We start from the raw sequence: 12,900 nt of genomic DNA, 5'->3' as shown, positions 1-12,900 counted from the left end.
CCACGGTCCCGTGTGGAGCTTGCTACGAGACGCAGCTCACTCGGGCTCGTACGGCAGGAGCTCGGGGCGCTTGGGCGCGCGGCCGTCCCCCGAGGAGCGGCCGGTCAGGCGCCGTCCGATCCACGGGCCGAGGTGCTCCCTGGCGAAACGGGCGTCCGCGATCCGGCGGCTCGCCCAGCCCGGCCGTACGGCCGGGGGAAGCGGTTCGCGCCAGTCCGCCTCGGGCGCCAGGCCGAGCGTCTGCCACACGGCCTCGGCGACCCGCCGGTGCCCGTCGGCCGTCAGGTGGAGCCGGTCCACGTCCCACAGCCGGGGATCGCCGAGCGGCGGGGCCCCGTACAGGTCGACGACCAGCGCGCCGTGCCGGTCGGCGAGCGTGTCGATGTGCTCGAACAGCTCCTCCATCCGGGGGCGGAAGCGCTCCATGACCGGGCCGTTGCGGCCGGGGCTGCGCATCAGGACCAGCTGTCCGCAGGAGGGGGTGAGGCGCTCCACCGCCTCGGTCAGCAGGTCCCGCACCCGGACCATGTCGACCTTGGGCCGCAGGGTGTCGTTGAGCCCGCCGACCAGGGTCACCACGTCGGCCTTCATGCCCGCGGCCAGGCCGACCTGCTCGTCGACGATCTGCCCGATGAGCTTGCCGCGGACGGCGAGGTTGGCGTAGCGGAAGCCGGGGGAGCGGGTGGCGAGACGGGCGGCGAGGACGTCGGCCCAGCCCCGGTAGGAGCCGTCGGGGGCGAGGTCCGACATGCCTTCGGTGAAGCTGTCTCCGACGGCGACGAGACTGTTGTACGTGGCATTGATCTCCATGGCGGAGCGATCATACCGTGCGGTATGGCCGGCCCCGGGGCCCGGCGGTGTGCCGGGCCCCGGGGCCGCGACGCGGGCTTATGGTGCCGCGACGCGGGCTACGGTGCCGTCGGACGGCCCACCAGTTCCCTCAGGACGTCCTCCATCGTCACCAGGCCCGCCGGCTTGTCCGCCTCGTCGAGTACCGCCGCCAGGTGCGTCCGGCTGCGGCGCATCGCCGTGAGGACGTCGTCCAGCGGCGTCGCCGCCCGGACCCGGGCGATCGGCCGCAGGGCCGACACCGGGAACGGCAGGTCGCGCGGCGTGACGTCCAGGGCGTCCTTGACGTGCAGATAGCCCAGGATGCGGCGCTCGGCGTCGACCACGGGGAAGCGGGAGAACCCGGTCCGCGTCGCCAGCGCCTCCAGCTCCTCCGGAGTGGTGCCCACCTCCGCGTACACCACCTTCTCCGCCGGCATCACGACGTCCCGCACGGGGCGCCGGCCCAGCTCCAGGGCGTCGTGCAGCCGCTCGGCGGCCCGGTCGTCCAGGAGGCCCGCGTCGCCCGCGTCGGTGACCATCCGGGCCAGTTCGTCGTCCGAGAAGGTCGCCGCGACCTCGTCCTTGGCGTCCACCCGCAACAGCCTGAGCAGCGCGTTGGCGAAGGCGTTGATCGCGAAGATCACCGGTCGCAGCGCCCGCGCGAGCGTCACGAGCGGCGGCCCGAGGAGCAGCGCGGAGCGCGCCGGGTCGGCGAGCGCGATGTTCTTCGGCACCATCTCGCCGAGCAGCATGTGCAGATACGTCGCCAGGGCCAGCGCGATCGCGAACGAGATCGTGGCGGCCACGCCGTGCGGCACGCCCATCGCGTTGAAGGCCGGTTCGAGCAGGTGCTCGATGGCCGGCTCGGCGACGATGCCGAGGACCAGGGTGCAGAGCGTGATGCCGAGCTGTGCCGCCGCGAGCATCGCGGACACGTGCTCCAGGCCCCAGATGACGCTGCGCGCCCGCCGGTTCCCGGAGTCGGCCAGGGGCTCGATCTGGCTGCGGCGGACCGAGATCAGGGCGAACTCGGCGCCGACGAAGAAGGCGTTGACGACCAGGGTCAGCAGGCCGATCAACAGCTGGACCGCGATCATCGGCCGGCCTCCCCGGACTCGTCGGTGCCGTGCGGGGCGGCTTGCGCGGGGGCGTGCAGCAGGACGCGCGCGGCGCGGCGGCCCGAGGCGTCGACGACGTCGAGGCGCCAGCCGGCCAGCTCCACGGTGTCGCCGGCGGCGGGGATGCGGCCGAGTTCCGTCGCGAGGACGCCCGCGAGCGTCTCGTACGGGCCGTCCGGCACCCGCAGGCCGATCGCGGCCAGTTGGTCCGTACGGGCGGCGCCGTCGGCGGACCACAGCTCGCGGCCGTCCGCGTCCTCGCCGGCCCGCGCCAGGTCGGACGTCTCGTGCGGGTCGTGCTCGTCGCGCACCTCTCCGACGACCTCCTCGACGATGTCCTCGAGGGTGACGACTCCGGCCGTGCCGCCGTACTCGTCGATGACGACGGCCATCGTCTGCTTGCCCGACAGGCGGTCGAGGAGCCGGTCCACGGTGAGGGTCTCGGGGACGAGCAGCGGCTCGCGCAGCATCTCGCCGATCCGGCGGCGGGGCCGCTCCTCGGCCGGTATCGCGAGCACGTCCTTGATGTGGGCGATGCCGACGACGGCGTCGAGGCTGCCCCGATAGACGGGGAAGCGGGACAGGCCGGTCGCGCGGGTCGCGTTGGCGACGTCCTCGGCGGTGGCCTGCACCTCGAGGGCGGTGACCTGCACGCGGGGCGTCATCACGTTCTCCGCGGTGAGCTCCGCCAGGTTGAGGGTGCGGACGAACAGCTCGGCCGTGTCCGCCTCCAGGGCGCCCTCCTTCGCGGAGTGCCGGGCGAGCGCCACCAGCTCCTGCGGGGAGCGCGCGGAGGCGAGCTCCTCGGTCGGCTCCAGGCCGAGGCGGCGCAGGATCCGGTTCGCGGTGTTGTTGAGGTGGCTGATGAACGGCTTGAAGGCGGCCGTGAACACGCGCTGCGGGGTGCCCACCACCTTCGCGACGGCGAGCGGAGAGGAGATCGCCCAGTTCTTGGGGACGAGCTCGCCGACGACCATCAGGACGACCGTCGACAGGGCGGTGCCCAGGACGAGGGCGACCGAGGAGGCCGTCGAGGACGAGAGTCCGATCGACTCCAGGGGGCCGCTGATCAGCGCGGCGATCGACGGCTCGGAGAGCATGCCGACGACCAGGTTGGTCACGGTGATGCCCAGCTGCGCGCCGGAGAGCTGGAAGGTGAGCGAGCGGACGGCCTTGAGCGCGCCCGACGCGCCGCGCTCGCCGCGCTCCACGGCGGCTTCGAGATCGCCGCGCTCGACCGTGGTCAGCGAGAACTCGGCCGCGACGAACGCGCCGCACGCGAGCGCGAGCAGGAGCGCCACCACGAGCAGAAGCACTTCGGTCATCGGTTCACCTCCGTCCCATGATCAGTCAGCGGGAGAGGGATCGCTCGATGTCGGCGGTCGGAACCAGTGCTACTGGGAGGCTCGCCCATGGGCGGACGCTCACACCTTTCGGTCGTCGGGAGGAATGGACACCATGGTAAAGGATCGGCAAAGCGGGGTGGTGATCGCCCCGGTGATCCCCCCGGTGGCGATCCCGGTGGTCACTTCGCGGCCCGGTCCGCGAGCGGCTTCACCCAGCGCCGCCAGTGCTCCTCGCGCTCGTACCCGGCGGCCGTCCACAGCGCCTGTCCCGTCCCGTTCGCCTCCAGGACCATGGCGTCCGCACGCCGTCCGCCGAGCGCGAGGAACCTCTCCTCGGCCGCGCGCAGCAGCGCGGTGGAGATCCCGCGGCGGCGGTACGAGGGCAGGACGGCGAGCCGGTAGAGCGAGGCGCGCCAGCCGTCCCAGCCGGCGATCACGGAGCCGACGATCACGCCGTCGGCGAGGGCGAGGATCAGGGCGTCGGGGTCGCGCTCGACCAGCCGGGTCACCCCGTTCACGTCGTCCGAGATGGACGTGCCCTCGGCGGACTCCTTCCAGAAGGCCAGGACGGCCTCGGCGTCGGCGGGCACAGCGGAACGTATCTGCAGGTCGATCATGACCGGATCCCATCACGTGGCGCGGCGGGGCTGCCAGGAATTACCGCCGGGGATCACCGCCGGGCCGTGCCCAGGACGCAGGGGGAGGACGGCAGGCGCGGGCCCTGCTCCGGGACGTCGAAGGAGCGGTACGAGACGAGGTCGAAGCCGGCCGCCTCGATCGCCGCGAGCGGGGTGCGGGAGGTGTGGCAGCCGCCGAAGAGCAGAGGCCAGACCGTGCGGTCGAGCCCCCGCTGCACGCGTGCGAGCCCGGGCGTGTCCGCCGCCCCGTGCTCGAAGAACCGCAGCTCGCCGCCGGGGCGCAGGACCCGCCGCAGCTCGGCGAGGACCTCCGGCACGTTCCGTACGGTGCACAGCACCAGCGAGGCCACCGCCGCGTCGAAGGAGCCGTCCGGCCCCGGCAGTGCCTCGGCCGTGCCCGGCAGCACCGTCACCGGGACGGCGGCCCGGCGCCCGGCCTCCTCGGCGAGCCGGCGCAGATGGGGCTCCGGCTCGACGGCGACGACCTCGGTGACCCCGGCCGGGTAGTGCGCGAAGTTCAGGCCGTTCCCCGCCCCGATCTCGACGACCCGGCCGGTCAGCCCGGCGAGCAGCTCCGTCCGCAGCGCGCCGAGACCGCCCCGGGTGTCGGCCGAGGTGCTGAACCGGGCGTAGAAGCGGGCGAAGAGCGGATGGTGCACGTGAGGGGTCCGGGGCGCGGGACGGTTCTGGGTCATCGGAGTCGCCCCTCAGCCCGTCACGAAGCAGAACTCGTTGCCCTCCGGGTCCCGCATGACCTGGAAGGAGCCCTGCTCGTCGGTGACGAGCCCGCCGACCGCGACCGCCCCCAGCGGCAGCACCTCCTTGGCCGCCAGCGCCGGATCCGGCACCTCCAGGTCGAGATGCAGCCGGTTCTTCGCGGCCTTGCCCTCCGGCACCCGCTGGAAGGCGATCCGTACGAACTCCGGCGGATCCACGTACGACCAGTCGGCGCTCCGGTCGACGGGCTCGCCGCCGAGGAGCCCGGCCCAGAAGCGGACGAGGGCCGCCGGGGCGGCGCAGTCGAAGACGATCTCCTGAACGTGTGCGCGCATACGGTCAGCGTACGGAGAGGGGTGCGGGTTGTGCGTGCGCACGCGCCCTCGGTGAGGGGTGTGCTTGCGCGCGTGCCGTCCGCGTACGGAGACCGCGCTTTCCGCGTACGGAGACCGTGCTTTCCGCGTACGGAGACCGCGCTTTCCGCGTACGGAGACCGTGCTGCCCGCGCGGTCTCCGCGCGTGCCCTCAGCTCGCGGGGAGCGGTGCCGCCTGCGCCTCGGCGAACGCCTGCGCGTCCCACGTGCCGCCGAGCTCCGGGCCCAGCCAGCCGCCCGCCGCCGCCCGGAACGCCGCCGGGTCCAGCGCCCCCGCACCCTCCGGTACCGCCCCGAGCAGCGGAGCGCCCGCCTCATCCGGCAGGTCCGCGAGGTTGCAGCGCGCCGCCAGGTCCGGCGCGTCCGGCCAGCTGCCGACGACCACGCCGAGCTGCTCGATCCCGCGTGCCCGCAGCGCCTCGGCCGTCAGGGCCGTCGGGTTGAGCGTCCCCAGACCGGCCGGGACCACCACCAGAACCGGCGCGCCGAGCAGCGCGGCCGCGTCGGCGAGGGTGCCGCCCTCCTCGTCGAAGCGGACGAGGAGGCCACCCGCCCCCTCCACGAGCACCAGGTCGTGGTCGGCGGCCAGCTTCCGGGCGGCCTCCGCGACCTCCCGGGGCCCGACCGGGGTGAGCCCGGCCCGCCGGGCGGCCGTTCCGGGGGCCAGCGGCTCCGGGAAACGGCCGAGCTCGGCGGAGGTCGTGGCGCCGGAGAGGCGTACGACCTCGTCGGCGTCGCCCTGCTCGTCGGGGGTGACGCCGGTCTGGGCGGGCTTGAGTACGGCTACCGACCGTCCCGCGGCCGTGGCGACGGCCGCCACGGCCGCGGTGACGACGGTCTTGCCGATTTCCGTGCCGGTGCCGGTCACGACGATGATGCCCATGGGGGGTGTCCTTCCTTGTTCGGTGCGGCTTGCACGGGGTGCGGGTTCAGGCGCGGAGGCCTCTGGCGCCGGCAGGGGCGCCGTTCCGTTGTGCCCACCCGTTCCTCCCTGCGGAACGATTGCCCACAACGGCGGGGCGCCCCCGCCACAACGGGGTCAGCCCGCCTGCGCCGCAGCCCTCACCGCCGCGCAGATGCTGGCCAGGTCCTCGTCGCCCGTCACGTACGGCGGCATCGTGTAGATCAGGTCGCGGAAGGGGCGCAGCCACACGCCCGCCCGGACCGCCGCCTCCGTGGCCGCGGCCATGTCGACGTCGTGGTCGAGCTGGACGACGCCGATGGCGCCGAGCACCCGCACCTCGCGCACACCGGGGAGTTCCGCGGCAGGGGCGAGCCCCTCGCGGAGTCCCGTCTCGATGCGCTTGACCTCCAGTGCCCAGTCCTGGGACATCAGCAGGTCGATCGACGCGCAGGCCACCGCCGAGGCCAGCGGATTGCCCATGAAGGTCGGCCCGTGCGCCAGGACGGGAACCTCGCCGCGCGAGATGCCCTCGGCGATCTCCGTCGTGCAGAGCGTGGCCGCCATCGACAGGTAACCGCCCGTCAGCGCCTTGCCCACGCACATCACATCGGGCGAGACGCCGGCCTGGTCGGCGCCGAACAGCGTGCCCGTACGGCCGAAGCCGGTCGCGATCTCGTCGAAGATCAGGAGCACACCGTGCTCGTCGCACGCCTCGCGGAGGACGCGCAGGTACTCGGGCGGGTGGAACCGCATCCCGCCCGCGTTCTGCACCACCGGCTCCACGATCACCGCGGCGACCTCGTCCGCGTGGAGAGCGATCTGCTCCCGCAGCATCCGGGCGTACGACTCCTCGTACGTGACCGGCGGCGCGTCGACGAAGACCTGGCGCTGGAGCACGCCCGACCACAGCTCGTGCATCCCGCCCTCGGGGTCGCACAGGGACATCGGCTGCCAGGTGTCGCCGTGGTAGCCGCCGCGCCAGGTCATCAGGAGCTGCTTGCCCGGCCTGCCCACCGATCGCCAGTACTGCAGGCACATCTTGGCCGCGACCTCGACGGAGACCGAGCCGGAGTCGCTGAGGAAGACGTGCTGGAGGGGTTCCGGGGTGATCTCGACCAGGCGGGTGGCGAGCCGCACGGCCGGCTCGTGGGTGAGCCCGCCGAACATGACGTGGCTCATCCGGCCCAGCTGGTCGTGCGCCGCCTCGTTGAGCACGGGGTGGTTGTAGCCGTGCAGCGCCGACCACCACGAGGACATGCCGTCGATCAACTCGGCCTGGCCGTGCACGGGTTCGGCGAGCCGGAGACGTACACCGGAGGCGGACTCGATGACCAGCGGCTCCGTACGGCCCGGCATGGGGCCGTACGGATGCCAGACGTGCGCCCGGTCCAGGGCGAGGAGTTCGTCGTTACGCATTCGGCGCGAGGTCCGTCCCGGCGCCGCGGCGGCGCACGGCCACCAGGTCGGTGCGGGCCTCGTCCGAGGTGCGCACGGGCGCCGCGTGGCCGCCGCAGGGGCCGCAGCCGCCGGCCTCCTCCGCGTGACCGCCGCAGCCCGCGCCCTCCGCGGAGGCCTCCGAGCCGCAGCCCGCCGAGGCCGTCGAGCCGCAGCCGCCCGTCGCGCCCGCCGCCGCGAGCGCGTCCGCGCGGTGCTTCGGCAGCGTGGTCGTGCCCGCGCCCTCCACCTCGAAGCCCGCGTCCGCGATCATGTCCAGGTCGGCCTGGCCGGCCTGGCCCTCGCTGGTCAGGTAGTCGCCGAGGAAGATCGAGTTCGCGATGTTCAGCGCCAGCGGCTGCATCGAGCGCAGGTGCACCTCGCGGCCGCCGGCGATCCGCACCTCGACGTCGGGGCAGACGAACCGGACCATCGCGAGGATCCGCAGGCAGCGCTGCGGGGTGAGGTTCCACTCCTTGGCGAGCGGGGTGCCCTCGAACGGGATCAGGAAGTTGACCGGCACCGAGTCCGAGTCGAGCTCGCGCAGCGCGTAGACGACGTCGACGAGGTCCTCGTCGCTCTCGCCCATGCCCGCGATCAGACCGGAGCAGGCCGACAGACCGGCGGCGTGCGCCTTCTGCACGGTGTCCACGCGGTCCGCGTAGGTGTGGGTCTTGGTGATGTCCCCGTACGTCGCCTCGGACGTGTTCAGGTTGTGGTTGTACGCGTCGGCGCCGGCCTCCCGCAGCCGCTCCGCCTGGCCGTCGGAGAGCAGACCGAGGCAGGCGCACACCTCGACGCCCTCGTTCTGCTCCTTGATCGCCTCGATCGTCTTGCCGACGCGCTCCACGTCCCGGTCCGTGGGGCCGCGGCCGCTGGCCACCAGGCAGACCCGCTTGGCGCCGCCGGCGACACCCGCCGCAGCGGCCTGCGAGGCCTCGTCCGGCTTCAGCCAGGTGTACTTGAGGATCTCGGCCTTCGAGCCGAGCCGCTGCGAGCAGTACGAGCAGTCCTCGGGACAGAGACCGGACTTCAGGTTGACCAGGTAGTTCAGCTTCACCCGGCGCCCGAACCACTGACGGCGCACCTTGCCGGCCGCCGCCACCACCTCGAGCAGTTCGTCGTCGGAGGTCGCCAGCACGGCGAGCGCTTCTTCACGGGTCGGCAGCTCGCGCCGCAGCCCCTTCTCCACCAGCGTGTTCAGCAGGTCCATAACCGCAGATCCTTGCCTACCGCCCGCCCCCTGGCCAAGGAGGAACCGAACAAACGCCCCCGATCGAGGTGTGTGGATGACCACATCCCGACCTCGACATCCTGCGGTTAGGGTCTGTGCGCTGCCTACAAAAGGATCGCCGCATGCCACAGGCCGAGGACGCACGCGCCGCGGGCGCCGACGACGCACGGGCCGCGGGCCCGCGCCGTACCGCCTTCGACTGGACCGACGCGGAGGCGCGCCGCCGGGCCGAGGCCGGTCTCGTCCGGACGCTGCGGCCCCGGGCGGCCGAGCCGGACGTCCTGGACCTGGCGAGCAACGACTACCTCGGCCTCACCCGCCGCGCCGAGGTCACCGAGGCGGCGGCCGAGGCGGCCAGGCGCTGGGGCGCCGGCTCCACCGGCTCGCGGCTCGTCACCGGCACCACCCGGCTGCACACCCGCCTGGAGCGCGAACTCGCCGACTTCTGCGGTTTCGAGGCGGCCCTCGTCTTCTCCTCCGGCTACACCGCGAACCTCGCGGCGCTCACCGCGCTCTCCGGCCGGGACTCCCTGATCGTCTCCGACGCCTCCAACCACGCCTCGATCGTCGACGGCTGCCGCCTGGCGCGCGCCGAGACCGCGGTCGTCCCGCACACCGACGCCGAGGCCGTCGCCAAGACCCTGGACGCCCATCCGGGGCGCCGGGCGCTCGTCGTCAGCGACTCCGTCTTCTCCGTCGACGGCGACAAGGCCCCGCTCCCCGGGCTCGCCGACGCCTGCCGCGCGCACGGCGCCGGGCTCGTCGTCGACGACGCCCACGGCTTCGGCGTCCTCGGCGACGGCGGCCGGGGCGCGCTGCACGAGGCCGGGCTCGCGGGCGACGAGGACGTCGTCGCCACCCTCACCCTCTCGAAGTCCCTCGGCAGCCAGGGCGGGGCCGTCCTCGGCCCGGCGCGGGTGATCGAGCACCTGGTGAACGCCGCCCGCACCTTCATCTTCGACACCGGGCTCGCCCCGGCCGCCGCGGGCGGCGCGCTCGCGAGCCTGCGGCTGATCGCGGCCGAACCGGGCCTCGCCGAGCGGGCCCGTACCGTCGCCACCACCCTGCACCGGCTGCTCACGGACGCCGGGCTGACCTCGGCCCGTCCCGACGCGGCCGTCGTCTCGGTCCACGCCCCCTCCCCGGAGGCGGCGCTGCGCTGGGCGGCGGACTGCCGCGAACAGGGCCTGGCGGTCGGCTGCTTCCGGCCCCCGTCCGTCCCCGACGGCATCTCGCGGCTGCGGCTCACGGCGCGGGCCGATCTGACGGACGCGGAGATCACGCACGCGGTGGAGACGATCCTGCGGACCGCGCCGGCGGTCTGACGTCCCGTCGGGAGTCCCAAGCGCGTTCCCGGGCAGCAGAGTTCACCGCTTCGGGCGACAGATGGGGACATATCTTGGTGGAACGCCTGCCGGGGCGGCACGATCGGTGGGACTCTGACGCGAAGCGCGATCCGGGGCAGAAGCCCCGGCGGGAAAGGGACAGCGTCGCCATGGCAGACCATCAGGAAGCATCCGTCACTCTGCCGAGCGATCCCGCGTCGGTCCCCACCGCCCGGCGGTTCGTCGTGGAGGTCCTCGACGGGTGGGGCCTCGCCGGTGCCGACGACCTGGCGGACGCGATCCGCCTGATGGTCTCGGAGCTGGCCACCAACGCCGTCCTGCACACCTTCGGGCAGTCGCCCACGTTCACGGTCGACGTCCGCCTGGAGCGCGAGGAGCACCTCCACATCGGCGTCACCGACAGCCACCCGCGCTGGCCCCGCCGTCTTCCGGCGGCGGTCCAGCAGGACAACGGCCGGGGCATGGTCATCATCCGCTCCCTGGCGGCGGAGGCGGGCGGCCGTCTGTCGGTCACCCCGACGGAGGAGGGCGGGAAGACGGTCTGGATCTCCCTCCCGTGGGCCCCGGCGGCGGCCTCGTACGCATAGACCCGGCGCAGGGGTGCGGCGCCACCGCACCCCTGGGGCGGGCTCAGTGCCCGGCGGGCGTCATCGGACGCGGCCGTAGTAGACCTTCGACGTCCAGATCGGGTCGAGCTTCACCCAGGATCCCGTCTTGGGCGAGTGCCAGATCTTGCCGCTGCCGGCGTAGATGCCCACGTGGTAGACGCTCCCGCCGGAGTGGAAGAAGACCAGGTCCCCCTTCTGTCTGCTGGACGCGGAGACGTGCCGGGTGTTGTTGTACTGCTGCTGCGCGGTGCGGGGCAGCCACTTGCCCGCCTGCTTGTACGCGTAGAGCGTCAGACCGGAGCAGTCGAACCGGGAGGGTCCCGCGCTCCCGTACCGGTACGGGGCTCCCTTCTTGGACGCGGCGACGCTCAGTGCCTTGTTCGCGTAGGTGGTCGCCGCCTGGGCCTCGGACGCCGCACCTGGTGCGAGCATCGTGCCGCCGACGGCGGCGAGGGTGAGAGCCGTGACGGCTCCGGCCCGGGACAGCAGGGACGGGACGTGCATCTGCGCAGTCATGCGCAACCCTTCGTCAGCCGCCTGCGAAGGATGACCTGTCGGGTTCGGGCTGGCGAAGATGCCCGGCCGCGGCTGCGGCTTCACCCCAAGGGACGGCCCCGCTGCGGAAACAGCGCGTACGTCCCGTACTGCCTGGGTCCTCCACTCCTGCCGATCCACTCCTGTCGACCAGACGTCCGGGACAGCGGCAGGACTCGGCGTCCGCCCGGACCGCCCCGCCTCGGATGGCGGGGGCTTGTCGTCGACAGGGATCTTGACCCACACCCAGGGCGAAATCCGAGCTGAAACGGCGATATGTGAGGCTCCTCACGACTGATCCATTCGGGTGGACAGGGTGCTTTCGTGATCACCGGAGGTTTGGCCTACGAGCCCCGTACCAGGGGTGGAACGTCCCATTCCGCCAAATGCGTACACCTGTTGCGCAACTCACCCGGCACATATGTCGACTCGTCGACTACGCCGAACGGGGGAGCGATTCTGCGGTGCGTGTCGGCCGTACGGACCTCGACACGACATGCCGGAATGTCAACTCGCCCGTGCGCGGGGGACGGTGACGCGGTCGGTGCGGCGCTCGCCGTCCAACACCCGCAGGGCGCGCGCCAGTGTGTCCGCGTGCACCTCGCTCTCGCCCCGCATATGCATGAGCGTCAGGGCCTCGCGCAGCGCCTCCGCACGTCCCACCAGGGCCTGTGCCGCCCGTAGTGCCCCATAGGTATGCGTACCCCTGGATGGGTTGATCTTCCCAAGGAGGTCGACGACTTCGAGGTAGGCGTCGATCAACTCGCCCTCGGCCCGCGTCAGCGCGGGCAGCGGCGGCAGCTCGGGCACCACGGCCGGCTCACCGCGCCGCACCGGCGTCGCGCCGGTTCGTGATCACGTGGTCCACCAGGCCGTACGCGACGGCCGCCGGCGCGTCCAGGACGGTGAGGCGGTCGATGTCGGCGTCGATCCGGTCCCGGCTCTGCCCGGTGTACTGGGCGAGCATCCCGGCCGTCAGGGCGCGCAGCCGGAGCAGCTCGCGCGCGTGGATGTCGAGGTCGCTCGGCTGTCCCTGGAGGGGTTCGTCCATGGCCGGCTGGCGGAGGGTGACCCGGGCGCCGGGGAGGACGAGCCGCTTGCCGGGGGTGCCGGCGGCGAGCAGGACGGCGGCGGTGGAGGCGGCCTGTCCGAGGCAGGTGGTCTCCACGTCGCAGGAGAGCGTCCGCATCGTGTCGTGGATCGCGGTCATGGCGCTGATCGAGCCGCCGGGGGAGTTGATGTAGAGCGCGATGTCCTGACCGGGGGCCGCGTAGTCGAGGTGCAGGAACTGGGCGATGACGTCGTTGGCCGAGGTGTCGTCGATCGGGGTGCCGAGGAAGACGATCCGGGACTCGAGGAGCTTCGAGTACGGGTCGAGGGTTCGCGTTCCGAAACTGGTCCGCTCCGTGAACTCGGGAAGGACGTGGCGGGCATCCATGGCTGAGCACCTCCAGCTGTCTGTAAAAAATGTACAGGACGTACAGGCCGTAAGATGAGGAGCATGACCTACGAGATCCCGGTGACGCAAGCGCGGGCTGAGCTCGCCGACCTCATCAACCGCGTCGTCTACGGCGGCGAGCGCGTCGTCGTCACCCGGCACGGGAAGCCGCTCGTCGCCCTGGTCTCCGCCGCTGACCTGGAGGAACTCGAGGCGGCGGAGAAGCCTGCCGACGAGCAGGTGGTCAGCTCGCTCTCCGGGCTGCACCCGGTCGACTCCGCTCCCGGCGAACAGCGCCGCTTCGGCATCGCCGCCCACCACCGCGAGCCCGGCACCTCCTGACGGACGGCGCGAACAAGCCACGCACCGCGCCCCGTC

15 protein-coding genes and 1 riboswitch are annotated in these 12,900 nt (G+C 72.9%); of the genes, 3 read left to right on the top strand and 12 right to left on the bottom strand.

Annotated elements, in window-relative coordinates:
• Positions 1 to 36: 36 nt before the first annotated feature.
• The 9 genes from GGE06_RS13750 to bioB all read right to left on the bottom strand — a co-directional run bounded on the left by GGE06_RS13750 (position 37) and on the right by bioB (position 8,575).
• A complete protein-coding gene (locus GGE06_RS13750; RefSeq protein WP_184930943.1) occupies positions 37 to 810 on the bottom strand; it encodes an SGNH/GDSL hydrolase family protein in 774 nt (257 codons plus the stop codon).
• A 98-nt stretch (positions 811 to 908) separates the two neighbouring features.
• Positions 909 to 1,928, bottom strand: a complete 1,020-nt coding sequence (locus GGE06_RS13745) for a hemolysin family protein (protein ID WP_116162234.1) — start codon at positions 1,926 to 1,928, stop codon at positions 909 to 911.
• Positions 1,925 to 3,274 (bottom strand): hemolysin family protein, encoded by a 1,350-nt coding sequence (locus GGE06_RS13740; protein ID WP_184930942.1) that lies wholly within the window; start codon positions 3,272 to 3,274, stop codon positions 1,925 to 1,927. Before GGE06_RS13740 ends, GGE06_RS13745 begins: the two co-directional genes overlap by 4 nt.
• A gap of 200 nt (positions 3,275 to 3,474) precedes the next feature.
• Positions 3,475 to 3,912 carry a GNAT family N-acetyltransferase gene (locus GGE06_RS13735; RefSeq protein WP_184930941.1) on the bottom strand — a complete coding sequence of 146 codons (438 nt, stop codon included), beginning with the start codon at positions 3,910 to 3,912 and terminating at the stop codon, positions 3,475 to 3,477.
• Between the two features lie 53 nt (positions 3,913 to 3,965).
• Positions 3,966 to 4,628 (bottom strand): class I SAM-dependent methyltransferase, encoded by a 663-nt coding sequence (locus GGE06_RS13730; protein ID WP_184930940.1) that lies wholly within the window; start codon positions 4,626 to 4,628, stop codon positions 3,966 to 3,968.
• 12 nt (positions 4,629 to 4,640) lie between these two features.
• A complete protein-coding gene (locus GGE06_RS13725) occupies positions 4,641 to 4,985 on the bottom strand; it encodes a VOC family protein (protein ID WP_116162241.1) in 345 nt (114 codons plus the stop codon).
• 190 nt (positions 4,986 to 5,175) lie between these two features.
• Positions 5,176 to 5,907, bottom strand: a complete 732-nt coding sequence (bioD, locus tag GGE06_RS13720) for a dethiobiotin synthase (RefSeq protein ID WP_116162243.1) — start codon at positions 5,905 to 5,907, stop codon at positions 5,176 to 5,178.
• Positions 5,908 to 6,063: 156 nt separating this feature from the next.
• Complete coding sequence (locus GGE06_RS13715) at positions 6,064 to 7,344, bottom strand: adenosylmethionine--8-amino-7-oxononanoate transaminase (RefSeq protein WP_116162245.1); 1,281 nt, start codon at positions 7,342 to 7,344, stop codon at positions 6,064 to 6,066.
• On the bottom strand, positions 7,337 to 8,575 hold the full coding sequence (gene bioB, locus GGE06_RS13710) for a biotin synthase BioB (RefSeq protein WP_116162247.1): 1,239 nt from the start codon (positions 8,573 to 8,575) through the stop codon (positions 7,337 to 7,339). The genes GGE06_RS13715 and bioB overlap by 8 nt, the downstream gene beginning before the upstream one ends.
• Positions 8,576 to 8,718: 143 nt before the next feature.
• On the opposite strand from bioB, the gene GGE06_RS13705 reads away from it, so the two are divergent.
• Both GGE06_RS13705 and GGE06_RS13700 read left to right on the top strand, forming a co-directional pair.
• Positions 8,719 to 9,921 (top strand): 8-amino-7-oxononanoate synthase, encoded by a 1,203-nt coding sequence (locus GGE06_RS13705; protein WP_116162249.1) that lies wholly within the window; start codon positions 8,719 to 8,721, stop codon positions 9,919 to 9,921.
• 170 nt (positions 9,922 to 10,091) lie between these two features.
• Complete coding sequence (locus tag GGE06_RS13700; RefSeq protein ID WP_116162251.1) at positions 10,092 to 10,529, top strand: ATP-binding protein; 438 nt, start codon at positions 10,092 to 10,094, stop codon at positions 10,527 to 10,529.
• Positions 10,530 to 10,589: 60 nt separating this feature from the next.
• On the opposite strand, the gene GGE06_RS13695 is transcribed toward GGE06_RS13700, so the two are convergent.
• From GGE06_RS13695 to GGE06_RS13685, 3 genes are all read right to left on the bottom strand, one after another.
• Entirely contained in the window at positions 10,590 to 11,066 is a 477-nt protein-coding gene (locus GGE06_RS13695) for a C40 family peptidase (protein WP_116162253.1), read from the bottom strand.
• A 3-nt stretch (positions 11,067 to 11,069) separates the two neighbouring features.
• Positions 11,070 to 11,191: riboswitch (cyclic di-AMP (ydaO/yuaA leader) on the bottom strand.
• A 400-nt stretch (positions 11,192 to 11,591) separates the two neighbouring features.
• Entirely contained in the window at positions 11,592 to 11,897 is a 306-nt protein-coding gene (locus tag GGE06_RS13690; RefSeq protein ID WP_184930939.1) for a hypothetical protein, read from the bottom strand.
• 7 nt (positions 11,898 to 11,904) lie between these two features.
• On the bottom strand, positions 11,905 to 12,522 hold the full coding sequence (locus GGE06_RS13685) for a ClpP family protease (RefSeq protein ID WP_116162255.1): 618 nt from the start codon (positions 12,520 to 12,522) through the stop codon (positions 11,905 to 11,907).
• A gap of 63 nt (positions 12,523 to 12,585) precedes the next feature.
• On the opposite strand from GGE06_RS13685, the gene GGE06_RS13680 reads away from it, so the two are divergent.
• On the top strand, positions 12,586 to 12,864 hold the full coding sequence (locus tag GGE06_RS13680) for a type II toxin-antitoxin system Phd/YefM family antitoxin (RefSeq protein WP_041128052.1): 279 nt from the start codon (positions 12,586 to 12,588) through the stop codon (positions 12,862 to 12,864).
• Positions 12,865 to 12,900 lie beyond the last annotated feature (36 nt).

It is taken from the genome of Streptomyces nymphaeiformis (genome assembly GCF_014203895.1).
Classification (GTDB): domain Bacteria; phylum Actinomycetota; class Actinomycetes; order Streptomycetales; family Streptomycetaceae; genus Streptomyces; species Streptomyces nymphaeiformis.
Note: the sequence above shows the minus strand (reverse complement) of the source record. Positions and strands in the feature narration are given on the sequence as shown.